Origin of the sequence: Stenotrophomonas cyclobalanopsidis, from assembly GCF_008710035.1 — a bacterium.
Classification (GTDB): domain Bacteria; phylum Pseudomonadota; class Gammaproteobacteria; order Xanthomonadales; family Xanthomonadaceae; genus Stenotrophomonas; species Stenotrophomonas cyclobalanopsidis.
This window is the reverse complement of sequence record NZ_VYKI01000001.1, coordinates 89,709-114,746: the sequence shown is the minus strand read 5'-3', so window position 1 is coordinate 114,746 and position 25,038 is coordinate 89,709. Positions and strand designations below refer to the sequence as shown.

At 64.8% G+C, this 25,038-nt stretch carries 18 protein-coding genes and 2 riboswitches; of the genes, 7 read left to right on the top strand and 11 right to left on the bottom strand.

What is annotated here, in order from left to right; translation table 11 throughout:
- Positions 1-58: 58 nt before the first annotated feature.
- Complete coding sequence (locus tag FJU31_RS00405) at positions 59-679, bottom strand: glutathione S-transferase family protein (protein ID WP_150453024.1); 621 nt, start codon at positions 677-679, stop codon at positions 59-61.
- A gap of 79 nt (positions 680-758) precedes the next feature.
- Here FJU31_RS00405 and FJU31_RS00400 point away from each other — a divergent pair, with 79 nt between their 5' ends.
- Entirely contained in the window at positions 759-950 is a 192-nt protein-coding gene (locus tag FJU31_RS00400; RefSeq protein ID WP_133249454.1) for a hypothetical protein, read from the top strand.
- Positions 951-984: 34 nt separating this feature from the next.
- On the opposite strand, the gene FJU31_RS00395 is transcribed toward FJU31_RS00400, so the two are convergent.
- Positions 985-1,770 carry an NYN domain-containing protein gene (locus FJU31_RS00395; protein WP_150453023.1) on the bottom strand — a complete coding sequence of 262 codons (786 nt, stop codon included), beginning with the start codon at positions 1,768-1,770 and terminating at the stop codon, positions 985-987.
- A gap of 108 nt (positions 1,771-1,878) precedes the next feature.
- On the opposite strand from FJU31_RS00395, the gene FJU31_RS00390 reads away from it, so the two are divergent.
- Positions 1,879-3,156, top strand: a complete 1,278-nt coding sequence (locus FJU31_RS00390; protein ID WP_150453022.1) for an NAD(P)/FAD-dependent oxidoreductase — start codon at positions 1,879-1,881, stop codon at positions 3,154-3,156.
- 215 nt (positions 3,157-3,371) lie between these two features.
- Here FJU31_RS00390 and FJU31_RS00380 read toward each other — a convergent pair whose 3' ends face one another.
- Together FJU31_RS00380 and FJU31_RS00375 are read right to left on the bottom strand one after the other, a co-directional pair.
- Entirely contained in the window at positions 3,372-3,803 is a 432-nt protein-coding gene (locus FJU31_RS00380) for a nuclear transport factor 2 family protein (protein WP_150453020.1), read from the bottom strand.
- A gap of 99 nt (positions 3,804-3,902) precedes the next feature.
- A complete protein-coding gene (locus FJU31_RS00375; protein WP_150453019.1) occupies positions 3,903-4,178 on the bottom strand; it encodes a GIY-YIG nuclease family protein in 276 nt (91 codons plus the stop codon).
- A 40-nt stretch (positions 4,179-4,218) separates the two neighbouring features.
- Positions 4,219-4,308, top strand: a riboswitch (glycine riboswitch).
- Positions 4,309-4,321: 13 nt separating this feature from the next.
- A riboswitch (glycine riboswitch) is annotated at positions 4,322-4,427 on the top strand.
- A gap of 82 nt (positions 4,428-4,509) precedes the next feature.
- Between FJU31_RS00375 and FJU31_RS00370 the strand changes: the two genes are divergently transcribed.
- The 4 genes from FJU31_RS00370 (at position 4,510) to FJU31_RS00355 (ending at position 12,750) form a co-directional block, all read left to right on the top strand.
- A complete protein-coding gene (locus FJU31_RS00370; protein WP_150453018.1) occupies positions 4,510-5,127 on the top strand; it encodes a trimeric intracellular cation channel family protein in 618 nt (205 codons plus the stop codon).
- 308 nt (positions 5,128-5,435) lie between these two features.
- On the top strand, positions 5,436-6,620 hold the full coding sequence (locus FJU31_RS00365; RefSeq protein WP_150453017.1) for an MdtA/MuxA family multidrug efflux RND transporter periplasmic adaptor subunit: 1,185 nt from the start codon (positions 5,436-5,438) through the stop codon (positions 6,618-6,620).
- The gene (locus tag FJU31_RS00360; protein ID WP_150453016.1) at positions 6,617-9,694 is read left to right on the top strand and encodes a multidrug efflux RND transporter permease subunit; all 3,078 of its coding nucleotides are present in this window, start codon (positions 6,617-6,619) and stop codon (positions 9,692-9,694) included. Before FJU31_RS00365 ends, FJU31_RS00360 begins: the two co-directional genes overlap by 4 nt.
- Positions 9,691-12,750: an efflux RND transporter permease subunit gene (locus FJU31_RS00355; protein WP_150453015.1), complete on the top strand. Its 3,060-nt coding sequence runs from the start codon at positions 9,691-9,693 to the stop codon at positions 12,748-12,750. Before FJU31_RS00360 ends, FJU31_RS00355 begins: the two co-directional genes overlap by 4 nt.
- A 134-nt stretch (positions 12,751-12,884) precedes the next feature.
- Here FJU31_RS00355 and FJU31_RS00350 read toward each other — a convergent pair whose 3' ends face one another.
- The 6 genes from FJU31_RS00350 to FJU31_RS00325 form a co-directional block, all read right to left on the bottom strand.
- Positions 12,885-13,421 carry a type II TA system antitoxin MqsA family protein gene (locus tag FJU31_RS00350; protein ID WP_150453014.1) on the bottom strand — a complete coding sequence of 179 codons (537 nt, stop codon included), beginning with the start codon at positions 13,419-13,421 and terminating at the stop codon, positions 12,885-12,887.
- 28 nt (positions 13,422-13,449) lie between these two features.
- Positions 13,450-13,884 (bottom strand): hypothetical protein, encoded by a 435-nt coding sequence (locus FJU31_RS00345; RefSeq protein WP_150453013.1) that lies wholly within the window; start codon positions 13,882-13,884, stop codon positions 13,450-13,452.
- A 483-nt stretch (positions 13,885-14,367) separates the two neighbouring features.
- Positions 14,368-15,441: a 3-deoxy-7-phosphoheptulonate synthase gene (locus FJU31_RS00340; protein WP_150453012.1), complete on the bottom strand. Its 1,074-nt coding sequence runs from the start codon at positions 15,439-15,441 to the stop codon at positions 14,368-14,370.
- A 258-nt stretch (positions 15,442-15,699) separates the two neighbouring features.
- Positions 15,700-15,960 carry a hypothetical protein gene (locus FJU31_RS00335; RefSeq protein WP_108770152.1) on the bottom strand — a complete coding sequence of 87 codons (261 nt, stop codon included), beginning with the start codon at positions 15,958-15,960 and terminating at the stop codon, positions 15,700-15,702.
- Between the two features lie 433 nt (positions 15,961-16,393).
- Positions 16,394-17,350: an RHS repeat domain-containing protein gene (locus FJU31_RS00330; RefSeq protein ID WP_150453011.1), complete on the bottom strand. Its 957-nt coding sequence runs from the start codon at positions 17,348-17,350 to the stop codon at positions 16,394-16,396.
- A gap of 16 nt (positions 17,351-17,366) precedes the next feature.
- Positions 17,367-22,607: an RHS repeat protein gene (locus FJU31_RS00325; protein ID WP_188115421.1), complete on the bottom strand. Its 5,241-nt coding sequence runs from the start codon at positions 22,605-22,607 to the stop codon at positions 17,367-17,369.
- A gap of 666 nt (positions 22,608-23,273) precedes the next feature.
- Here FJU31_RS00325 and FJU31_RS00320 point away from each other — a divergent pair.
- Positions 23,274-23,633, top strand: coding sequence for a hypothetical protein (locus FJU31_RS00320; protein WP_150453009.1), 360 nt, complete (start codon positions 23,274-23,276; stop codon positions 23,631-23,633).
- A gap of 96 nt (positions 23,634-23,729) precedes the next feature.
- Here FJU31_RS00320 and FJU31_RS00315 read toward each other — a convergent pair whose 3' ends face one another.
- On the bottom strand, positions 23,730-25,019 hold the full coding sequence (locus FJU31_RS00315) for a sensor histidine kinase (RefSeq protein WP_150453008.1): 1,290 nt from the start codon (positions 25,017-25,019) through the stop codon (positions 23,730-23,732).
- Between the last annotated feature and the right edge of the window lie 19 nt (positions 25,020-25,038).

Sequence of the window (25,038 nt, the reverse complement as noted above, 5' to 3'; positions counted from 1 at the left end):
TCGACTGCCTCATGCAGAAGCAGTCGAGCAAGCTCGACTCTACCAACGGCCCTGCCGCTTACGTAAGCGGCGACATCACGCCGCGCTGGTACGCCGGGCGCTCGCGCAGGCGGGCATACCAGTCGGCCACGTTCGGCAGGTCGGGACGCTGGATCGGCAGTTCGAACCAGGCATAGATCAAGGAACCCAGCGGAATGTCGCCCATCGCGAACGTCTCGCCCGACAGCCACGGCTGCCTGGCCAGGGTCTCATCGGCCATCTTCAGGTAATCACCCGCGCGCACGATGGCGGCGTTGATGCGTGCTTCGTCGCGGTCGGCCGGCGCGGTGCGCATGATGCCCCAGATCAGTTCGGAGTACAGCGCGGCCATCCGCGAGGTGCTCCAGTCCATCCACTTCTCGGCCTGCGCGCGTTCCATCGGGTCTTCGGCGTACAGAGTGCCCAGCGAATAGCGCGCGCTCAGGTAGCGCACGATGGTGTTCGATTCCCACAGCGGCAGGCCGTGGTCTTCGATCACCGGCACCAGGCTGTTGGGGTTCATCGCCACGTATTCGGCCGACTGCGTGCCGCCATGGCTGCCGCCCACTTCGATGGATTCGTACGGCAGCCCGATTTCCTCGGCGCACCACAGCACCTTGCGGACGTTGCTGGAATTGCGGCGGCCCCAGATCTTCAACATTGCGGATTTCCCTGCCTGCAGCGGTGCGCCACGGTGGCGCGGAAACGCTACGATACGCCCATCCACAGGGAGAGACGACGTGACTGCATGGGATGCTTTGAACTACGTTCTGCTGGCAGCAGGGCTGGTGATGCTGGTGCTGGGCTACCGCCGTTCCAGCCGCAACCAGCTGCTGTGCGCCGGGCTGTTGCTGCTGGCCTTCAACGGCGTCGAGGATTTCGCCGCCGGGTTTGCCGACGGCCATGCGGGTTCGGACGCGCGGGTGATCTGAGTCGCGGCGTCGATGTGCCGGCCAGCGGCCGGCACTACCGGTTCTTCTTCGGCAGCGCGCGCACGTAGGACGACTTGCCGTCCTTCTTCAGCTCAAACAGGCCGATCGCCGCCAGCAGGTCGCTGAGCTTGCCGTAGCCGTAGTTGCGCGGGTCGAACGAGGCCTGGTTGCCGATCTGGCTGCCGACCGGTCCCAGGTGTGACCAGCCATCCTCGCCCTCGGCGGCAGACACCGCACGCCGCAGCATCTTCACCAGGCGCGTGTCATTGCGCAGTTCCGCGCTGTTCTTGCGCGGGCGCACTTCATCACTGGCCGCGGGCTCGCCAGCGACCTGCCCGCTGGGCGCCTGCCCGGCCTCGACATCGGGCACGCTGGCGTGGGTCTGGCCCAGGGCTTCCAGGTAGGTGAACTTGGAACAGGCGTTGACGAAGGGCTCGGGCGTCTTCTTCTCGCCGAAGCCATACACTTTCACGCCATCGGTCAGCAGGCGCATCACCATCGGGGTGAAGTCGGCATCGCTGGAGACGATGGCGAACCCATCGAGGTTGCGCGCGTACAGCAGGTCCATGGCATCGATGACCATGGCCATGTCAGAGGCGTTCTTGCCCTTGCTGTAGGCGAACTGCTGGATCGGGCGGATGGCGTACTCGTGCAGCACCGATTCCCAGCTTTTCAGCCGCGGGCTTTTCCAGTTGCCGTACGCACGGCGCACGTTGGCCACGCCGTAGCGGGCGACCTCGGCCAGGACTTCGTCGATCTTCGAGGCCGGCGCATTGTCGGCGTCGATCAACAGGGCGATGCGCTTTTCCGGTTCGGACATGATTTCCTCGGTGGGCTGCAGGCTGAGCGGAGTATCACCTATGGCCACTGGCAGCCATGTGACGTGCGATGATGCAGGGCGACATCCATCCCCCTCTGGAGTACGTCGATGAGCCGCGAACCAGTCCCCCACCTGGTCATCATCGGCGGCGGTTTTGCGGGCCTCTGGGCCACCCGGGCCCTGGCCCGCGAGAACATCAGGATCACCCTGCTCGACCGCCGCAACCACCACCTGTTCCAACCCCTGCTGTACCAGGTCGCCACCGCCGGCCTGTCCGCCCCCGATATCGCCGCGCCGCTGCGCCACATCCTCGGCCACCAGCGCAACGTGGAAGTGCGCCTGGGCGAGGTCATCGCCATCGACAAGGCCATCCGCCAGGTGCAGCTGGCCGACGGCAGCAGCCTGGGCTACGACAGCCTGCTGCTGGCCACCGGCGCCACCCACGCCTACTTCGGCAACGACCAGTGGGCGGCCGATGCGCCGGGCCTGAAGACCCTGGACGATGCCATCGCCCTGCGCCGCAAGCTGCTGCTGGCGTTCGAGCGCGCCGAGGCCGAACCGGACCCGGCGAAGAAGGCCGCTTGGCTGAGCTTCGCGGTGGTCGGCGGCGGCCCCACCGGCGTCGAACTGGCCGGCACCCTGGCCGAGATCGCCCGCCACACCCTGCGCAACGAGTTCCGCCACATCGACCCGGCCAGCGCCAAGGTGCGCCTGGTCGAGGCCGGCCCGCGCGTGCTGTCCTCGTTCCCCGAGGTGCTTTCGCTGAAGGCACGCCGACAGCTGGAGAAGCTGGGCGTGGAAGTACTGACCGGCACCCCGGTGAGCGACATCGACAGCCTCGGTTTCAAGCTGGGCGAACAGTTCGTGCCCGCACGCACCGTGGTCTGGGCCGCCGGCGTGGCCGCCTCGCCGCTGGCGCGCACGCTGGACGTGCCGCTGGACCGTGCCGGCCGCGTGCAGGTGCAGCCCGACCTGACCCTGCCCGGGCACCCCGAACTGTTCGTCGCCGGCGACCTGGCCGCAGTGAACCAGGCCAACGGCAAGCCGGTGCCCGGCGTGGCACCCGCCGCCAAGCAGATGGGCAAGTACGTGGCCGATGTCATCCGTGCGCGCCTGCATGGCAAGCCGACACCGGGGCCATTCAAGTACGCCGACTACGGCAACCTGGCCACCATCGGCCGCATGGCCGCCATCGTGCACCTGGGCAGGCTGCAGCTGTCCGGCGTGCTGGCCTGGTGGTTCTGGCTGGCCGCGCACGTGTTCTTCCTGATCGGTTTCCGCAACCGCGTGGTGGTGCTGCTGAACTGGGCGGTGGCGTACTGGAGCTACCAGCGCAGCGCGCGCATCATTTTTGGTGATGACCAGGAAGATCGCCGGCCGAGGTAGATCCACGCCATGCGTCGATGAAGATGTAGAGCCGAGCCCATGCTCGGCTTCTGCACCCGGATGCAGCCGAGCATCGGCTCGGCTCTACACGGGCCGGCCTCGGCCGACCGTCCACCAGCGCCAGCCCGAGCAAGTACAGCAGGCCGGGCAGCAGCGCGATGCCGGCCACCAGCACGATGATTGAAGTCCACGCTTTATCGGCAGCACGCATCGCTCTACGGCGCCTTCGGTTTCGGGTACCAAAGCGCATTGACGATGACCCAGCGCTGGTCGAAACGGCCCATCTGGAAGTAGTCGACGAACCACGGCGTTTCCAGCCGCACCGAGGCGGCGTTGCCGGTCACGTCCAGCACCGTGCAGCGGCGGTCCCATTGCGCCTTCGGCGTCTTCAACGCCCCCTGCTTCGTCAGTGCCACCAGTTCGTCCTTCGACATCCGGCGCAGGCCCAGACGCTCGTCGGGCGTATCGCCCAGCACCGCGCGCTTGGCCAGGTCCGGGTGCAGGGAGCGCGCGGCGCGCGGCGGGTCGGCCTCCAGCTGGCCATCGACATAGTCATGGCAGGTGGCCTCGATGGCCGCGACGGTGGCCGGGTCGGCGGCCGGGCTCGTCGCCCCGGCAACAGCGAACAGCAGGGCAAGCGTGGACATCCGTGTGCTCCAGCACGGGGGGCGGGGCGATCATGGCACGCGTGGAAAGCCCCATCCACGCATGGCGTGGATCTACTGCAGCCGAGCATGGGCTCGGCTCTACAGGACGGCCTCGGCCGGGGCCTGCAGCCAGGCCAGCTTGCGTTCGCGCGGCTGCTGCTTGAGCTGCCATTCGGCGCGGGAAGCGGCCGAGCGGTCCTGGTACTCGCGCACGGCGAGGATGCGCAGCGGCGGCCGGGCCCGGGTGTAGCGGGCGCCCTTGCCGGCCTGGTGGGCGGCGAAACGCGCCTCCACATCGGTGCTGATGCCGGCGTAATAGCTGCCGTCCCGGCATTCAAGCAGGTACAGGAACCACGGGCGGAGGGACGGGGCCATGCCCGGATTATGCCGTGCTGCACTGCAGCGGATATACTGGCGCCCGAATGCAGGAGAGAGGCGCCACGCTGGCGCCCGCCGAAGGCGCAGGCTCCCATGATCGCTCAGGCCGGTGGGCTGGAATCCCACCAACCATGCATTCGACTCGCCGAGCTGGAGAGAGGTCACCGGGCATGCCCGGGACGATCCGCCGAAGGGGCACGCGGCGTACGCCGCTGAACTCTCAGGCAAAAGGACAGCGGGAGCGGCACCGGTCATCGTCATCCCGTCATTGCGCAGGCAGTGGCGGTATACGCGCATGGCCGGCCCCACCGCGCCCGGAGCCTGTCCCATGCTGCTGTCCATCATCTACCTGATCGCCATTTCCGCCGAAGCCATGACCGGCGCGCTGTCCGCCGGCCGCCGCCGCATGGACCTGTTCGGCGTGGTCATGATCGCCTGCGTCACCGCGCTCGGCGGTGGTTCGCTGCGCGACATCCTGCTCGGCCATTACCCGCTGGGCTGGGTGAAGCACCCCGAGTATCTGGGCTTCACCGTGTGCGCGGCGCTGATCGCCACGTGGGTGGCGCGCTGGATGCACCATTTCCGCCGCACCTTCCTGGTGCTCGATGGCCTGGGCCTGATCGCCTTCACCCTGATCGGCTGCTCGATCGCGCGCGAGGCCGGCCATGCGATGCCCATCGTGCTGATCGCCGGCATGCTCACCGGTGCCTTCGGCGGCGTGCTGCGCGACATCCTCTGCAACGAGGTGCCGCTGATCTTCCAGAAGGAGCTGTACGCGATCATCTCGCTGCTGACCGGCGCGGTGTATCTGCTGCTGCTGCGCTGGGGCGTGGCCGATGCCACGGCGATCCTGTGCTGCCTGGGCGGTGGCTTCGCGCTGCGCCTGCTGGCGATCCATTACCGCTGGGAAATGCCCAAGTTCGTGTACCACGACGAAGTGCATTGATGGCGTCCGCCGGGCATGGCCCGGCGCTACCGATGACCATGCGCTGTTCGTAGCGTCGAGCTTGCTCGACGGCTCCTGACTACGGCAGTCGAGCAAGCTCGACTCTACAAGAGCGGTCGGGCATGACCTTGGTCATGCGGCATTCGTCGGTCTGATTGGCTACCATTGACGCCCCGTCGCCCGCGCGACGGCATCCAGCCACACCGCGTCGCGGTCCCGCCAGACACTCCCCTCCCCCGTTGCCCGCTGCGCGTGAAGCGCGAACGGGCGTACATGTCCCTGCGCGTGCGCAGGGCGCAGGATGCCCCATGTCCGCTGTTGAGCCGTCCCGTAGCACCCCGCCCCGTTCCCGCCGCGCGTGGGTGATCGCCGTCGCCGTCATCGTCGCCGGCCTGGTGGCCTGGTGGGCGTGGCCGCGCACCGAAGCGACCGTCGCCGCAGGCCCGGGCAAGACCGTGCCGGTGCGCGTGGCCCGGGCCAGCGCCGAACCGCTGCAGCTGCGCCTGAAGGCCGTCGGCACCGTCACCCCGCTGCACAGCGTGGTGGTGCGCAGCCGCGTCGACGGCGAGCTGCTGCGCCTGCACTTCCAGGAAGGGCAGCAGGTGAAAGCCGGCGACCTGCTCGCGCAGATCGACCCGCGCCCGTATGAAGTGAAGCTGGCGCAGGCGCAGGGCACCCAGCAGCAGAACCTGGCGGAACTCGAGAACGCCGAACGCCAGCTGCAGCGCTACCGCGAACTGCAGAAGCAGAACTACGTGTCCGGGCAGGAACTGAGCGACCAGCAGAGCAAGGTGCGGCAGCTGCAGGGCCGCCGCATCAGCGACCAGGCCTCGGTGGATGAAGCGCGCCTGCAGCTGCAGTACACCCGCATCACTGCGCCGGTCAGTGGCCGCGTCGGCCTGCGCCGGCTGGATGTCGGCAACCTGGTGCGCGCCAGCGATACCGAAGGCTTGGTGACCCTCGCGCAGACCGCGCCGATCAGCGTGCTGTTCACCGTGCCCGAACCCGAGCTGCCGGCCCTGCTTGATGCCGTGCAGGCACAGGCCGGCCTGCCGGTGGAAGCCTGGGACCGCGGCGAAAGCAAGGCGCTTGCACAGGGCACGCTGTCCAGCGTCGACAACCGCATCGACACCGCTACCGGCACGCTGAAGCTGCGCGCGCAGTTCGACAATGCGGGCCTGGCCCTGTTCCCCAACCAGTTCGTCAACGTGCGCCTGCATCTGGGCGAACACCCGGCGCTGCTGATTCCTGATGCGGCCGTGCAGTTCGGCAGCCAGGGCAACTACGTGCACATCGTCGACAAGGACAACAAGGCACAGCGCCGCACCGTGGTGCTGGGTCCGGCAGATGAGGGCCGCGTGGCCGTGCGCTCCGGCCTGCAGGCCGGCGACCAGGTGGTGATCGAAGGCATCGACGGCCTGGAAGATGGCACCGCGGTGGAAATCGTGGCCGAACCCGCTGCCACGGCGAAGGCGGCCAAGGCCGGCGCATGAACCTGTCGCGCCCGTTCATCCTGCGTCCGGTCGCCACCACCCTGCTGATGGTGGCGCTGCTGCTGTCGGGCGTGCTGGCCTACCGCCTGCTGCCGGTGGCGGCGCTGCCGCAGGTCGATTACCCGATCATCCAGATCACCACGCTGTACCCGGGCGCCAGCCCGGAACTGACCACGCGCACGATCACCGCGCCACTGGAACGCCAGCTCGGCCAGATTCCCGGCCTGAAGCAGCTGTCCTCCACCAGCTCCGGGGGGGCCTCGGTCATCACCCTGCAGTTCGGCTTGGACGTGTCGCTGGGCGTGGCCGAGCAGGACGTGCAGGCGGCCATCAACGCCGCCGGCAGCTTCCTGCCCGGCGATCTGCCGGTACCGCCGGTGTACCGCAAGGTAAACCCGGCCGACACGCCCATCCTCACCCTGGCGGTGACCTCGCAGGCGCTGGCGCTGCCGCAGGTGCACGACCTGGTGGATACGCGCATCGCGCAGCGCCTGGCGCAGCTGCCCGGCGTCGGCCTGGTCAGCCTCGCCGGTGGCCAGCGGCCTGCGGTGCGCATCCAGGTGAATCCGGCTGCGCTGGCGGCCAACAACCTGGGCATGGACCACATCCGTACCGCGATCGCGGCAGCCAACGTCAACCTGCCCAAGGGCAGTTTCGACGGCCCGATCCGCGCGGTGATGCTCGATGCCAACGACCAGATGCGCAGCGTCGATGAGTACCGCGCGCTGGTGCTGGCCTGGCGCGAAGGCGCGCCGCTGCGCCTGGGCGACGTGGCGACCATCACCGATGGCGCCGAGAACCGCCAGCTGGCCGCCTGGAGCGGCACCACGCCGGCGGTGCTGGTGAACATCCAGCGACAGCCCGGCGCAAACGTGATCGCCGTGGTCGAGCAGGTGCGCACGCTGCTGCCGCAGCTGCAGGCCACGCTGCCGGCCGGCGTGCAGATGAACGTGCTGAGCGACCGTACCGAATCGATCCGCGCCTCCGTGCGCGGCGTGCAGAAGGAACTGGTGCTGGCCATCGGCCTGGTGGTGCTGGTCACCTGGGTGTTCCTGCGCAACCTGCCGGCCACGCTCATTCCCAGCGTGGCGGTGCCGCTGTCGCTGATCGGCACCTTCGCGGTGATGCTGCTGGCCGGCTATTCGCTCAACAACCTCACGCTGATGGCGCTGACCATCGCCACCGGCTTCGTGGTGGACGATGCCATCGTGATGCTGGAGAACATCGCCCGCCACCTGGAAGAAGGCGAGAGCCCGCGCGAAGCGGCGCTGAAGGGCGCGGCCGAGATCGGCTTCACCCTGGTCTCGCTCACTGTTTCGCTGATCGCGGTGCTGATCCCGCTGCTGTTCATGGCCGACCTGGTGGGCGCACTGTTCCATGAGTTCGCGGTGACGCTGGCGGTGGCCATCGGCATCTCGCTGCTGGTGTCGCTGACGCTGACGCCGATGCTGTGCGCGCGCTTCCTGAAGCCGCATGCGAAGACCGCCCACGCACCCGATGTGTTCGACCGCATCATCGCCGTCTACGACCGCCAGCTGCAGTGGGTACTGCAGCGCCAGCCGCTGATGCTGCTGGCCACCGTCGCTACGCTGGCACTGACCGTGGCGCTGTACTTCGCCGTGCCCAAGGGCTTCTTCCCGGTGCAGGATGCCGGCCTGGTGCAGGGCATCAGCGAGGCCCCGCAGGCGATCTCGTTCCAGGCCATGCGCGAGCGCCAGCAGGCGCTGGCGGCGGCCATCGAAGCGGACGAAGCGGTGGCCAGCGTGTCGTCGTACATCGGCGTGGACGGCAACAACGCCACGCTCAACACCGGGCGCCTGCTGATCGAGCTGAAGCCGCATGGTGACCGCGATGGCGCCGCCGTGGTGATGGAACGGCTGCAGCAGCGCGTGTCGAAGATCCCCGGCATCACCCTGTACCTGCAGCCGGTGCAGGAACTGGGCATCGAAGACCGTATCAGCCGCAACCAGTACCAGTTCACCCTGACCACGCCCGAACAGCAGACGCTGGAAACCTGGACGCCGAAGCTGCTGCAGGCCCTGCGCCAGCAGCCGGCGCTGCGCGATGTGGCCAGCGACCTGCAGATGCAGGGCCGGCAGGCGCGGGTGAACATCGATCGCGATGCCGCCGCACGCCTGAACGTGAGCGTGGAAGCCGTGGCCGACGCCCTGTACGACGCCTACGGGCAGCGGCAGATTTCCACCATCTTCACCCAGGCCAGCCAGTACCGCGTGGTGCTGGAAGCCGATCCGTCGCGCCAGCCCGGGCCGGATGCCATCAGCGGCCTGCGCGTGCGCAACAGCGATGGGCAGACCGTGCCGCTGGGCGCGGTGACGCGGGTGGAACTGGGGCCGGCGGCCCTGCTGCGCAACCATGTCGGCCAGTTCCCGGCGGCCACGCTGTCGTTCAACCTGGCACCGGGGGCCTCGCTGGGCGAAGCCACCGCCGCCGTGGAAGCGGCGCGTACGCAGATCGCCCTGCCCGAAAGCATCGAGCTGCGCCTGCAGGGTGCGGCGGCGGCGTTCAGCAGTTCGCTGTCGTCCACGCTGTGGCTGATCCTCGCCGCGGTGGTGGTGATGTACATCGTGCTGGGCGTGCTCTATGAGAGCTTCGTGCACCCGATCACCATCCTCTCCACCCTGCCCTCGGCCACGGTGGGTGCGCTGGCCGCGCTGTGGGTGAGCGGGCGCAGCCTCGACCTCATCGCGGTGATCGGCATCGTGCTGCTGATCGGCCTGGTGAAGAAGAACGCGATCATGATGATCGACTTCGCGCTGGACGCGCAGCGCACGCGCGGCATGACCCCGCGCGAGGCGATCCACCAGGCCGCGCTGCTGCGATTCCGTCCGATCCTGATGACCACGCTGGCCGCGTTGTTCGGCGCGGTGCCGCTGATGCTGGCCAGTGGCTCGGGCGCGGAACTGCGGCAGCCGCTGGGCTGGGTGATGGTCGGTGGCCTGCTGGTCAGCCAGGTGCTGACCCTGTTCACCACGCCGGTGATCTACCTGGCCTTCGACCGCCTGCAGCGCCGGCGCTCGGCCACCCTCGCCACGCCTGAAGAGGCGCGCGCATGAGCCCCATCGCACGCCTGGCCCAGGCCTGCGTGCAGCGACCGGTGGCGACGATCCTGCTGGCGGTGGCGCTGGTCCTGGCCGGCCTGCTGGCGCTGCGCCTGCTGCCGGTGGCACCGCTGCCGCAGGTGGATTACCCGGCCATCGAAGTGAGCGCCAGCCTGCCCGGTGCCTCCCCCGAATCGATGGCCGCCACCGTGGCCACGCCGCTGGAACGCGCGCTCGGCAGCCTGCCCGGCATCTCGCGCATCGATTCGGCCAGCACCCAGGGCCAGACCTCGGTGGAGCTGAAGTTCGTGCTCGGCCGCGATATCGACGAGGCCGCGCGCGAGGTGCAGGCGGCGATCAATCTCGCACGCGGGCAGCTGCCCAGCGGCATGCCGGGCATGCCGCAGTACCGCAAGGTGAATCCCTCGCAGGCGCCGATCCTGGCGCTGGCACTGACCTCGGACACGCTGCCACCGGGCCAGCTGTACGATCTGGCCTCCACCGTGCTGGCGCAGAAGCTGTCGCAGGTACCGGGCGTGGGCGAAGTGCAGGTGGGTGGCAGTGCGCTGCCTGCCGTGCGCGTGTCGCTGGACCCGAATGCGCTGAACCACGCGGGCCTGGCACTGGAAGACGTGGCCCAGGCCATCAGCCGCGCCAACGCTGTGCGCCCGCTGGGTGCGGTGGGCGATGAGCGCCAGCAGTGGCAGCTGCAAGCACCGCTGCAGCTGCGCCAGGCCGCGCAGTACCGCGAGCTGGCGCTGAAGGTGAGCGACGACCGCACCCTGCGCCTGGGCGATGTGGCGGTGGTGGCCGATGGCGTGGAAGACCGCTACGCCAGCGGCTTCCACAACGAGCGCCCGGCGGTGCTGCTGATCGTCAGCCGCCAGCCCGGCGCGAACATCATCGCCACCGTCGATGCCATCCAGGCGCAGCTGCCGCAGCTGCATGCGCTGCTGCCACCCAGCGTGGACATGCGCCTGGTGATGGACCGCTCGCCGGTCATCCGCGCGACCCTGCACGAGGCCGAACTGACCCTGGTGCTGGCCATCGCCCTGGTGGTGCTGGTGGTGCTGGGCTTCCTCGGCCACTGGCGCGCAGCGCTGGTGCCCAGCGTGGCCATCCCGGTGGTGCTGTTCGGCACGCTGGCACTGGTGGCGCTGATGGGGTTCTCGCTCAACACGCTTTCGCTGATGGCGCTGATCGTGGCCGCGGTGCTGGTGGTGGACGATGCCATCGTGGTGCTGGAGAACATCGCCCGCCACCGCGAACTCGGCGCCGACCGCTGGCAGGCCGCGGTGCGGGGCGCGGGGGAAGTGGGCGCCACCCTGCTGTCGATGAACGTGGCGCTGGCGGTGGTATTCGTCTCCATCCTGTTCCTGGATGACTTCGTCGAGCGCCTGTTCCGCGAATTCTCGCTGACCCTGGTGGCGGCGATGAGTGTGTCGGTGGTCGTTGCGCTGAGTCTGGTGCCGATGCTGTGCGCGCGCCTGTTCGTCGATGACGCGCAGCAGGCCTCGCGCTGGCAGCGGGGCAGCAGTGCACTGTTCGAGCGCGTGCGTGCGGCCTACCTGCGCACGCTGCAGGCCAGTCTGCGCCGGCTGCGCTGGCCACTGCTGGCCTTCGTGGCGGTCATCGCGCTCAACGCCTGGCTGTTCCAGCAGGTGCCCAAGGGCGTGGTGCCCAAGCAGGACACCGCACAGCTGCGCGGCTTCGCCCGTGGCGACGATGGTCTCTCGTTCCAAGCCATGCAGCCGAAGATCGATGCCTACCGCAAGCTGCTGCTGTCCGACCCCGCCATCGAGGACATCATCGGCTATATCGGCGGCAGCAACGGGGTCAACAACGCCTTCATCATGATCAAGATGAAGCCGCTGGCCGAGCGCAAGGTGTCCAGCCAGGAGGTGATCGATCGCCTGCGCGCGCGCCTGCCCAAGCTGCCCGGCGGCAACCTGTACCTGTGGGTGGACCAGGACATCCGCCTGGAAGGCGGCAGCAGCAGCGGCCAGTACGAGTTCCAGCTGCTGTCGGCGGACATGGCACCGCTGCGCGAGTGGGCCCCGAAAGTCGGCGCCGCGCTGCGCGCCCTGCCCGAGCTGGTGGACGTGGAAGCACAGGGCGAGGCCGGCATGCGCCAGGTGGTGCTGGACATCGACCGCGAGGCCGCCGCGCGCCATGGCGTGGACCTGAAGACCGTGGCCAACATGCTCAACAACTCCTTCAGCCAGCGCCAGGTCGCCACCCTGTACGACAGCCTCAACCAGTACCGCGTGGTGATGGAGCTGGACCCGAAGCACACCCAGGACCCGGGCACGCTGGCGCGCCTGCAGGTGATCGATGGCAGCGGCCAGCGCATTCCGCTGTCGACCATCGCCAGCTGGCGCTATGGCATGGCACCGGACCGCATCTACCACAGCGAACAGTTCGCCTCGATCTGGATCGAATTCGCACTGGCGCCGGGCGTCGGCCTGGAACAGGCCACGCAGGCGATCAATGCCGCGATGGCAAAGCTGATGCTGCCGCGCACCGTGCAGGCCAAGCTGTCCGGTGAAGCCGGTGGCCTGGACAGCCTGCGCGCGCGGCAGCTGTGGCTGGTGCTGGGCGCCACGCTGGCGGTCTACCTGGTGCTGGGCATCCTGTACGAGAGCTTCCTGCAGCCGCTGGTGATCCTGTCCACCCTTCCCTCGGCCGGCATCGGCGCACTGCTGGCGCTGTGGGTGTTCGGCAACGAACTGAACCTGATCGCATTGCTTGGGTTGTTCCTGCTGGTGGGCGTGGTGATGAAGAACACCATTCTGCTGGTGGATTTCGCCCTGGCCGGCGAGCGCCGTGGCCTGAGCGCGCACGACGCGGTGATGGACGCGGCGCGGCTTCGCCTGCGGCCGATCCTGATGACTTCACTGGCGGCGCTGCTGGGCACCCTGCCGCTGATGCTGGCCAATGGCGAGGGCTGGGAGCTGCGGCAGCCGCTGGGCATCGCGATTGTGGGCGGGCTGCTGGTCAGCCAGTGGCTGACGCTGTACACGACGCCGGCGATGTATCTGGCGTTGGCGAGGATTCGCGCTAAGCGGTGATTGCGGCGGGGTAATCATCCACGCGTGGCGTGGACCTACTGCATCGGGTGGGACCTTGTAGAGTCGAGCATGCTCGACTGCCCTTAGCGGTGGATCAACAGCCGTCGAGCAAGCTCGACGCTACAGAAGGCGGATCAGCGCGCGGAGCGGATTGGATTACCTGACGTGCCGGGCATGGCACGACGGCTTCGTGCCACACGCCGCGCAGGCGTGGGTGCAGATTCCCGTGGCGGGTCCAGCAGCGGCACCGTCGTGCCTGTACGTTCAGCCAGCCAGCGCACCACATCCGGCTTTTCCATCGCCAACGCCAGCAGCATCGTCGTAGCATCGTCGGGATAGGTCGTCTCGTTCTCGTAGCGGGAAAACGCAATGGCACCTTTTCCGAAGAGCGTTGCCGCTGCACGCTGGGTCAGGCCATAGCGACGCCGGAACGCGAGCACGTCCTCACCCAGCAAGAGGCCGCCGTAATGTTCGCGCCGGGCCGCCAGACGCCTGAGGTTTTCGATCTGCTGTGCTTCGCTGGTTGCCGTAGCGCCACATGCTGGGCACTCCATCACCAGCAGGTCGACAACAACTTCATTGCCACGCGGGCTGAAGTGTCGTTCGCGTGTGGATGCCAGCAACCGAGCTTTCTGGCAGGCCGGACACATCCGGGGCTTGGCGTTGTTCATGGCGTGCTCCGATCAATCAAGTCACGGTCTACAGATGGCAGCTGAGAAAGACGAGTCGCAACGTTCCCTCCTGGCCAACTGAGAATTTCAGGTAGTAGTTGATGTCCGAACGGCTGTTCCTGCACTTGCGCACATCGTCGTAGCGAACCGCATACGCGTCACACGGGTGCCAATGGCCCAGCTGGTCCCTGCACCACTCCGATCCCTTGTAGTCCACCGCCTGCAGGCACAGCAGACATTCCAACAGGTCACCCAGTGTCCACCGCAGGTTCTCCAGATCCCGCTGTGCCTTGTACGTGGCCACCCAGATGTCGTCAGGCTGAAGACCTCCCATCCGCACGCAGTCCTGCAAGGCACACAGATCAATCAGAGGCCGCCCGCAGACATTGATTGTCCGCCGCGATCGCCGCGATTCCTGAGGCCACGGCAACTGCGCAGGATCTATCCGCCACAGCGTCGACATAAATTTATCACCGTGATAAGTTTCGTCAAGTCCATGAACGATCTTCCGCTCCTGCCGCCGTGGGTTGGCGGCTCCCGCACGGACAACCGTGGGGCGTAGACGGAAGAAGCGGAATGGTCGTTTGCGGCAGACCGCGCTGGAGACGCGTAGGGCCCTTCTGCTGCCCGCAGATTCCTCAGTGGAATCAGTGAAATGCGGCTCCCATGAAGGCCTGCCAGACGCAGGATCATCGATAGCCGGGAGCGCGCCGTCGGCGCTGGCGCGGCCGCCGACGGGTCGTAGCCGTCATTGGCGGGCGGGCGGTTCATCCACGCATGGCGTGGATCTACGGTTCACTCCACCCCGGCGATGTACCTGGCGCTGTCGCACTTACGCAGCGCCAGGCGCATCGCCGGTGCGGACGGGTCGGTCTCCAACTCCGACCGACCCTGATCGCGGCCGCACCCCCGCAGGCGCTGGCCGCCATCCACACACGTGCCGCGATCAAGCGGCTTCGGACACCTTCACTTCACGACGGGCGCGCACGGCAGCGGCCAGGCGCTCCAGCACGTCCACAGTGGTGTCCCAATCAATGCAGCCATCGGTGATGCTCTGGCCGTAGACCAGCGACTGGCCTTCCACCAGTTCCTGGCGGCCGCCGACCAGATGGCTTTCCACCATCACGCCGACGATGCGCTGTTCACCGTCTTCCAGCTGGGTGGCGATGTCCTCGATCACTTTCGGCTGGTTATCAGGGTTCTTGAGGCTGTTGGCGTGGCTGGCATCGATCATCAGGCGCGTCGGCAGCTTGGCCTTGGCCAGTGCCTGGCAGGCCTCGCCCACGCTGGCCGCATCGTAGTTCGGCTGCTTGCCGCCACGCAGGATCACATGGCAATCCGGGTTGCCGGTAGTGGACACGATGGCGGTGCCACCCTGCTTGGTGACCGACAGGAAGTGATGCGGGTTGGACGCTGCGCCCACTGCATCGGCCGCGATCTTGACGTTGCCATCGGTGCCGTTCTTGAAGCCGACCGGGCAGGAAAGGCCCGAGGCCAGTTCGCGGTGCACCTGGCTTTCGGTGGTGCGCGCGCCAATGGCGCCCCAGGCGACCAGATCGGCGATGTACTGCGGCGAGATCACATCGAGGAACTCGACGCCGGCCGGCAGGCCCAGCTTGTTGATGTCACGCAGCAGGCCGCGGGCAATGCGCAGGCCCTTGTCGATCTTGAAGCTGCCATCCAGGTCCGGATCGTTGATCAGGCCCTTCCAGCCCACCGTGGTGCGCGGCTTTTCGAAGTACACGCGCATGACGATCTCCAGTTCGCCGGCCAGCGCATCGCGCAGAGGCTTCAGGCGCTGGGCGTATTCGATGGCGGCGTGCGGATCGTGGATCGAGCACGGGCCCACCACCACGGCCAGGCGGTCGTCACGGCCATGCAGGATCCCGTGCAGGGCCGCGCGCGAGGCGCTGACAGTGTCGGAGGCTTCATCGTCACAGGGCAGCATCGCCAGCAGCTGGGCGGGCGGTGTCAGCGGTTCGATGGTGCGGATACGCAGGTCGTCGGTGTGCGGGGGCATTGCAGGGGTTCTCCGGAACGTTGGGGGTCCCCAGCGTGGCGACATGAAAAAAGCCGCCAGGTTCGCTGGCGGCTTTCGGGAATGCGTCTGAAGGTTTCTTCAGGGTGAGCGCAGTCCTTCCTCCGCCGTGGGCTTCGGAAAGTAATACCAATAAAAGTTGGCGTGGACGGCGTTCATGGGGTGTATTGATAGCACAGCTTTTGCGCAGTGCAAAATGTTTCATCCGCAACTGGGGATACGGTTCAGGCGGGGCTCGCCTCAGCGCTTGCCGTGTACTTCCACATCCAACAGCAGGCCTTCATGGATGTCCACCCAGCGCTCCACCACGCGGTCCAGCTCCTTCTGCGCCTCGTCCAGCTGCTCGGGATTGAGCAGGGAGCGGGCGGTGTAGAGATCGGAGACGAGCTGCCGCAGGGTGGATTCCAGGATGGCGACCGACGGCCCTTCCAGCCCCGGCAACTGCAGTGCCGGGCTGTCGCCAAGGGTTCCGTACAGCGTGACCTGGAGCTTGCTCTGCATGATCGACTTCCCTGCGGGTGGACATGGGCAGGGATCATGTTTACCGCGTATTGGTGACAGGCGCATGTGCCGTGGCGTATTGACCTGAGCGCAGTTTTTGACGCACTCCCACGCAGAGAATCCCTGAGATCCAAATTGGGCCGACGAACTCAAAGGACGCAGACTCTCGCTGCAACCTTGTCGCCCTCAAGGAGTTCAAATCTGACCCCTGAGTGAAAGCGTTCTTCGGGCGCAAGAGGTGAAAGAAATCGAGCGAACGCGCGACAAGGGACGGCATTGACATCACCATGAATTTGCAGAATCACACTCCACGCTTCCGCCGGCCAAGAATCAACATCTTGAGCAAACCGAGCAACTGTGGAATATTGGCCCGACTTCGGGAGGTTGGCAATTTTTACGTCCGTCCACTCTACGACTACTGGATGCACACTGTTCACGGCACCTCTCTAATCACTGCCTGTTCAAGTTGATTAAGTTCGCCATAGCGTGCAGGACCGATGCCATCCAGCCGCTCAAGGCGCATTAGTTGATCCGCCGCTGACTTTGGAAGCCTCACCTCCATCAGGGTTGTGGTTCCGGGGCCATACATCTTGTCTCCCCATTCTCTAGCATGTGCCGCGCTTTCCGCCATCCATTTACCATACAGAGAGTTGGGCCCTACGGAAAAACGGCCTGTCTCCCGGATTGATGCTGCTTCTGCTGCGCCAACTGCTCGATAGAGCTTAGTCGTTGCGCTTCCGCCTCCCCCAAACCCACCGCCGGCCACGAATCCGATGAGGGTGGTTACAAATTCGTGGTGCGATGCATGCGCGCTTCTAAGGAGCTCGACGTCTCCGCCAACACTCTCAATGAGCTTCTCTTGGCTTTTAAGAGTCTTGTGCCTAACAAAAACGCCGGAAGTTGCGGTGCGCTTGCCGTCCAGGCAGGTTTCCTCACAACTTCGGCCGCCTTGATCGCGATAACGGTCGCAAAGGCTGCCGCCGCACGCCAGGCTTAGTCTTCCGTCAGGATCAAGGAACTTGTAGGGATTACTGTTTGCATATCTATACTGATTGAACTGCCCGACAGGCTGCTGATACGCCGTTACGGGATCTACCGATAAGAATACCCCTAGTTGAGAATCCATATACCGCTGCTGCATGTAGCTCAGCCCGGTGGACAAATCAGTTACGTGACCAGTGAATCCCGGCGCATCACGTGGTTCCGCACCAATTGTCGCACCGTAAGGTTCATAGAGGGTGCGTTCAATGACCACTCCTGATGTGTTCGACACTGCCACAGGCGAGCCAAGTGCATCTGTGTGAATGTACTCCACAACCTCTTGACTAGCAGCAGTACCGGAGCCAAATACCGCTAAAAGGCACAAGAGCAACTTCCAAATAAAATTCATTGATCGGATCCGTCCGTCAGATAGGGTTGGTCAAATCGCCGAGGTCATTCAGCCCTTGCACTGTTGGCGGATTTGACCAAGCGGAGCAGCCATTTGCGTTGCACGCTCGAACTACATGACTCGGCGCGCAGTACCCCGCTCCTTGCGAACTGATCGACGTAGCGGGGCCACTGTACTGGACGCCACCACCATAGACCTGGAATTCATACGTGGATGCCCCCTCCACCGGCGTCCACTTTGCCTCGCAACGGATCTTAGTGGCACGATTCACAATCCACTGCACCTTCACTGAACTGAGAATAGTCGGTGTTGCAGGCGGCGGACTGGAAACGACGGCCACGCTGTTCGAGTAGCCGCTGCAGCCGGCGGCGTTACAAGCCTTTACCCGATATGTGTAGGTTGCATATCCCAAGCCAGTACGAGTGGCCTGCGTTGAGCCGTCGCTCTGCACGACGGTCCACCCACCGCCGTTGATGCTCTGCTCCAGCGAATAGCTCACGGCCATCTGCACAGCATTCCAGCTCAGGTTCGCACTACCGGTACCAGATGCCGCCGGTCCACTCAGCCCCGGCGCAGCGGGTGGCTGGATGACCGACACCATCGCAGTTGCTGAGTAAGCCCCCCAACCCGCATCGTTGCCGCCGCGGACACGATACGCGTAGCTTCCAGTCGCTTTCCCACTGAATGCCTGACTGGTGGAAGCAGCTGAAGCGACTACGGCCCAACCTCCCCCATTCACACTCTCCTCCAACCCGTAACGAGTTGCGCCAGCCAGCGCGTTCCAACTTACGGAGTACGAACCACCCAGGCTCTGACCAGGCACAGTGACTGAAGGCGCGCCCGAAGGCGGGTAAAGAGCCGTAGTCTTCACAACCGTAGAGGCAGGGCCGCACCCTGCAGGATTGCAGCCGTATACACGGTACCCGTAGCTGCCAGCCGCCTTGCCTGAGGCAGACCAGGTGCGTGCAGCCGTCTCTTGGACAGTTGCCCATGCACCAGTTCCGACCTGTTCCTGGAGGCGATATGTCGCCGCGCCGGTAACCGCAGACCAAGTAACGCTGTAGGTGCCGTTCAATGCACTAGCTGGCACAGTCAACACCGCAACAGCGGAGGGCGGCTTCTGCACAGAAACGGCCGAGGCTGCGCTCCAGGCGCTGCAGGCATTCTGCTGGCACGCGCGAACGCTGTACCCGAAGCTGCCTTCGGCCTTCGCCGACGCATTCCAGCTCCGTGCCGAGCCACTCTGGATGGCTTTCCACTCGCCACCTGCCACTTGCTCACGTAGCTCGTACTTACTCGCATAGGCAACTGACGACCAACTGACAGTAAAACTGCCAGTGCTGCTGAACGAAGGAACTGTCAGCACCGGGGTCAGCGGAGAAACCACCGATATTGCACGTGCAACGAGACTGCCATTGAGCTGAATGTACTCCGTATTCTTACCTTCGCGAGCATTGTCTTGGCGCAGCAGCGCACCGTCGTTTCCATAAAGAGAACGAATGATGCCACTACCATTGGATGCAACGGACAGAATGCGGCGCCCGTGCGCGTCGTAGCGATAGCGCTCTGCATCAGCCACCTGGCGCAAACGGTTGCCAAAGTCGAACGTGTATACGGTCCCGCTGCGCTTGGAGAGGTTGCCCTGAACGTCATAGGTCAACCCGATGATGGTTGCACCAGCGCTGCCCTGCACATTGGTCAGTCGATTCTTTGCGTCATACCAATAGTTGTGATCCTTGACCCCTGCCAATGTTGCACTCCGCAGATTGTCCACCGCATCGTAGGTGTAACGGAAAACGCCATCACCGCCAAAAGATGCAGAGCTCGCTTGAACGAGGCGATCCAATCCGTCGTAGCTCATTGTGCGAGTGCGTGAACCGTCCAAGTGATCCAAAATGCGCGCAACATTCCCACCGGCATCGAACTCATATGTGGTGTCGATCACGCCGCGACTGTCAGTGACGCGTGTTGGCAACTGCCTCGCGTTCTGCTGCATCGTATGAACAATTCCGTTCCCGTAGGTGAACTGCTTCATGCCCCCATTGGGATAGTAGGCCACGTTCGTTATGAAACTGCCGGCCTTTGTCGGCTGACCCAGGGCGTTGGGCGCATAGTCAACATAGCGGTCACTCGGGTACGTCAGGCCAGCCAGCGCCCCCATTGAGTTGTAGGCGTAGCCCACCGACTGCACAGCCAAGGTGCTATCACTAGAGGTTTCCGAGACCAGCAACCTCCGCTTGTTGTATCCGTAGGTATTGATTGCGCGGGCCGAACCCGCTTCGTTGGACGTCGCAACTGTCGCGGGCTTGCCATCAGGCGTGTAAGTCCAATCCTGATCACCATTGCCATCAGGGAAGCGCAGCGTCTTCAGCCGATTGCGGGCGTCATAGCCACGCGTGACCCTGCGGGCATCGATGGTGGCCGATGCCATGTCGCACGACTTTGCGGAAGTCAGATTCAGGCCGGACGCACTCCACACGAGGTTTCCCGCATTGTCATACCCCATCAGCGTCGAGCCTGTTTCGGGCTCGATCGACTTACAGAAGCGCTGATTGGCATCATATACATAATTCCGGGAAACGCGTGTGCTGCCGTCCTGATTCCGGCGGACGATCGAGGTCGGCTTCCCAAAGACATCACGCGCAATCTCGGTAACGACGCCTTCCGGGTGTGTGATCTGAGTCGGCGCCTCGGAAGAAGGCTCACCAAATGCCTGGAACCGCGTCACCGTAATGTTTCCGCGCGCGTCGGTAACCTTCACACGACCGCCGCTTTGATACTCCGTCAGCGCAGTCAGCAGACCCACCTCCGAATCAACGGACACTGATCGCACTCGGCCCAACGCATCATAGGCGTTCCACGTACCGGAGCTGAGTGCCGCAACCGTTCCTGGGTACGACGCGAAGACCTGTCGACCTGATTCGTCATAAGCGAAGCGCTGATAGCGCTGGGTTGCGCTCCGCGATTCGTTGTCGAACTCCTCGGTCAACAACGGGCGCCAGAAGACGTCAAAGTACACATTCTTGCGCGCGTTTCCCGTCACCGTGCTCTGTCGCCAATGTCCAGCGGGGATTCCGAATTCATCAGCACTCACTGCGGAGAACGTCTGGGTGGTTCGTACCCAGGCGACACTGTCGTTTGCTGGCCAATCAATACTTGCGACTCGACCCATTCGATCATATCCGTACTGCGTGGTCGCACCGGTTTCGTCGGTCACCGATTGAATCCAGCCGTTGTCATCTACCGCCGCAGCTTGGCTTGTGCCATCGGCGAACAGGATCTGCTGGGGCGTGCCACGCTTCCACGAGGACAGAGAGGTTACATTACCCATCGCATCAGTGACGGATGCGATGGTCCCGTCAGTGTTGTAGCTCAATGATCGCTTCAGCTTGCCAAAGGCGTGCTCTTCGATCGGACGCGCGAGCGAATCAAACCGCGTTTCTGCTTCAACTGCCCCAGTGTCAACATTCGTGACCTTGGCTGTTTGGCCCATGACCCACAGATTGGTGCTGTCCAGGTAGGTGATGGTATCGGTCCTCGAGCCGAGTGTGCTGGACTTGTTAATTTGCACAGGCCGCGCCAGGGAATCAAAGGACAGCATCCTTGTCTGATAACTCTCGCCATCCTGATCGATGGCCTCAGCCACAACAGGGCGCACCTCTGCGCTGCTCGGATCATCGCCGTTGAAGATTAGCCCGTACCGCGAGGCAAACGGCTGGGCGTCTGCCTCGGCCGTCGTCATATAGACGCTTGAACGAGCACTTGCGGTATTCCCTGCGGAATCCAGAGTAATTGTGCCAAGCAGCCGCCCCTCATTGGCACCGAACAGGACACCATAGCGGTAGACAATTCGCGTACCGTCAGGATTGGACACGACAACACGCTTTTCCTGCTTGCAGGTCGTGCAAGGGTAGACAGCGGGAGCCGCGCGGCTGCCCCACATTGCCTCCCCGCCGTTGCCATAGTCATATGACCAAGTCAAAGCCTTGGGCAAGCCAGGCCCAATGATCGTCTTGCTTGTAAGAGAGACGACGTCAAAGAAGAACGGACGTCCCAACACATAATAGTAAGAGCTGGGTTCATTCACCGAATTATTAACGCGCTGCAAGCACTCGCTCAGGTGTACACCACTCCGCCCGTGTCGCATGTTTTCAAGCTTGAACGTTCCGACGGCTCCTGACGGGTGGCCAATGGTCATCGTCAGTTCACCGGCCACCGCCGGTGGCTGCTCAGCGCAGTTGGGGCGCGAGTTCCCGTCCCATGGAGCTGGGTCGACACGCAAAGCGCTTGAGTAGCCATATGACCAGGCACTACCGTCAGGCAGCAGAACACGTGTAAGCCGCTTCTGACCATCGACGCTTCCGTATGAGTACGACCACGTTCGGCCAGCAGCTGTTGCAGTAGCAAGATGCGATCCAGTGTAGGCCAACACAATCTCACGGCCGTCGCTGGACCAGATCCGAACCGGCTTGCCTTCACTGTTGTAGCTGTATTGCACCCAGTTGCCGAATCGATCCTGTACCTTGCTCGCCTGCACATAGACGCGATTTCTCGAAGTGCGGGCGCGACCACCTTCGCCGGCGGACCGATCAAGCGTGCCCGCCAGACGGCTCGTTGCAGTGTCGAAGTAGTACGACACGCCCTCCGTGGTCTTGAGCCGGAAGCCTTCGCCTGTCATACCAGCTTTCATTGGAATGCAGTCAATTGCATCCCGCTGAGCAGTAGTCCACTTGCGGGCAATGCCGTCACTGGGCCGTGGCGTATCCGCGTTGAGGCCAAGCATCGTGCGATCACCAGCGCCAGGAATATGGATCTGGTTACCCTGCCAGATCTCAGTCAGCTGAAACGCAGGAGGATAGGTTGGGACCATATGGCCGCTGCACCGCGTATCCCCCCAACCTGTGGCGGAGAAGGTACCGGAAATGTTGGGCACATCGACTTCCCAGCCCCCGACTCCGTCCAGGTTCGCGTTGTAGGTATTCCCGCCAACCAGATCCAATTCGGCGCTGAAGTGCCTACGAAGCTCGACCGGCAGGCCATTGTTGCCAGGCAGACTAATGTCAGTCACTGCGAAGTCGGTCTTGCCGTTGTAAAGGCTGACGCTGTCACCCATCAGATCGTCCTTCAACGCAGTGAGGTTCTGCGCGGACTCGATGTGCTTTCGGTACTCTTGATATGGCTCAATTGCGGATGCCTGAAACGCACACATCCCTCCCAGCAGCGCGATCGCGAGCCGGCAGCTTGAAGTCAGTCTCATCGTTGGCCTACGTCCTTGAAGCATGCATCGGCGGCTCTGGCACGACGGCCGAACTCGCATCCATGCGATGTGGTTTGAACACCAAATTTTACATGAATATTTGGTTAATTCATCAAGGGCGAGTGTGGATAGAACAACAGGTCTTAAGTGGAGTCGCTGATCGCCCACACTCCAAGCGAGTGGCTCGGGAGCGCTGCTGATCCACTACTCTTGGTCCTCTGGACTCTCGGCTACTTGCCCCCAATGGCCTGTCGCAATTCACCCGCTTCCAGCTCTCTCGGGTGGTGCGACAAGTTCCTTGGAAGCCGGTCACGGCTTGAGAGGATATGAGGCGAGTAGCGGCCATGATGCAGGGCGTATGCAATAATTCGCAGCACATCGTGAGTGTCGCAGTCGCCCTTGGTGTTCTGCGCGAGCATGTGCATAGGATGGTTTGCCACCGAAAATGGGTGGCCGGGTCGGCAAAGCCCGTGGAGATGATGTTTACGCTTGCTGGCCGGCGTCGCTTTGTGCGGCGCCGGCTGGCAATCCGTCCGCGTTCCATGGCGGGCGGTGCGTGGGGGCGCTTGCGCCCGCCGGTATCAGCATCTCCCGGTCTTTGCCGCCACGCACCGTCCGCCACCTATTCCGGTGGCGCTGCCGTCCTCTCTGTACGGAGCACACGCCATGAACGCAAAGCACGTCCCCTTCCCTGGTAGCGGCCACAACGACCCGGCCAATACCGAAGACGCTAAGCCTGATTCCCACGGTTTCATCGACAACCTTCAGCGTATCGGCGCAGGCTGCGGCAGCGATGGCCTTCCCTGGCCCGAACCGAACCTGCCGATCGGCCGACGCATCCAACTGGCCGATGTCGATTGCGCCCATGCCGGGCTGCGCGTATTGCATGAGGTGATGCTGGCCGCCGAGCGCAGCCGCCAGAGCGGGGGGCCAGAACGTGATGTTGGCCCGCGCGTGATGGAGGGCCTGATGATGGCCTGCCTGGAACTAGGTACGCATGCGGCAGAGCGGGTGCGGCCGCGGTAATCAGGCATTGGCGGAAGACTGGAGAGCCGCCGGGCGTGGCCCGGCGCTACCGGGTGGCGTGGAGGCTCATCCACGCATGGCGTGGATCCACCGGGTTCAGTGCAGCTGCAGGCGGGCGACCAGACCGCCACCTTCGCGCTGTAGCAGCTGCAGTTGGCCACCGTGGCTGCGGGCGGCATTGGCGGCCACGGCGAGGCCGAGGCCGGTGCCGCCGGTTGTGCGGCTGCGCGAGGTTTCGCTGCGCTGGAAAGGCTGCAACAGGCGTTCGCGATCCTCGGCGGGGATGCCGGGGCCACGGTCCATGATGTCCACCTGCAGCAGCGCATCCACCCGTGCCGCGCTCAGTTCCACCGCACCCGCATAGCGGCCGGCATTGTCGATCAGGTTATCCAGCGCGCGACGCAGCAGCAGGGCATCGGCCTGCCAAGGCAGGGTGACGGGTAGTTCAGCAGCAACCTCGATGCCGCGCAGGCGCGCGGCCTGCGCGCAGTCTTCCAGCAGAGGAACCAGGTCCATCGTCTGCAGCTGCGGAGGCTGCAGTTCGCCACGGGCGTAATCCAGCACCTGCTCGATCATTGCATTCATGCGCTCGATATCAGCGACCATGCGCGCAGCCTGCGCGGGCGGGGCAAACTCGGCGCGCAGGCGCAGGCCGGTCAGCGGCGTACGCAGGTCGTGTGCGACCGCCGCCAGCATGCGCGTCATCTGCTGCGCCTGCTCGCGCAGGCGGGTGCGGCCTGCATCCAAGGCCACGGCAAGCATCTGCACCTCGCGCGGGCCGTCGTCGGGCAGCGACGTCGGTGCGTGCAGGTCGAGATGAGCACTGGCATCGGCCAGGCGCCGCAGCGGACGGCCAAGTCGCGCAGCCGCCCACGCGGCCAGGGGCGCCAGCAGCACCATGCCTCCCAGCAGGGCCAGCAGCACCTGCCTTCGCCAGGCCGCCAGTTCGCTGTAGGCACTGCTGACCACGCGCCAGCGCCCATCGGCCTCCTGCACGGCCAGCTCAAACGGGGGCCACGGCAGGTTGGCCAGTACCTGCTGCGCGGCATCCAGTGCTGCCGTTTCGCTGCCACTGTCCTGTTCCGCACCGGCGGCGATGACATGAATATCCGGCGGCTTGCCATTGCCCGACCACACCAGCCGTACGTGCTGTGCAGGCCGCTGCAATCCTTCTGCGGCGACGTGCAGCAAGTGCGCATGGCCGGTTCCTTCAGGAGCCCGGGCACGCACCTCCACACGCAGCCCCACGCTGTCAGCCGCGCGCTCGCCGCGCAGCACCTGCATGGCGAGGTCCAGACGCATCTGAGGCGCCGCCGGGCGTGGCAGCCAGCCCACCACGGCCATGCTGACTGCGGTGGCCAGCAGAAGGCTGCTGACCGCCAGCATCGCAATCCAACGCGCGGTA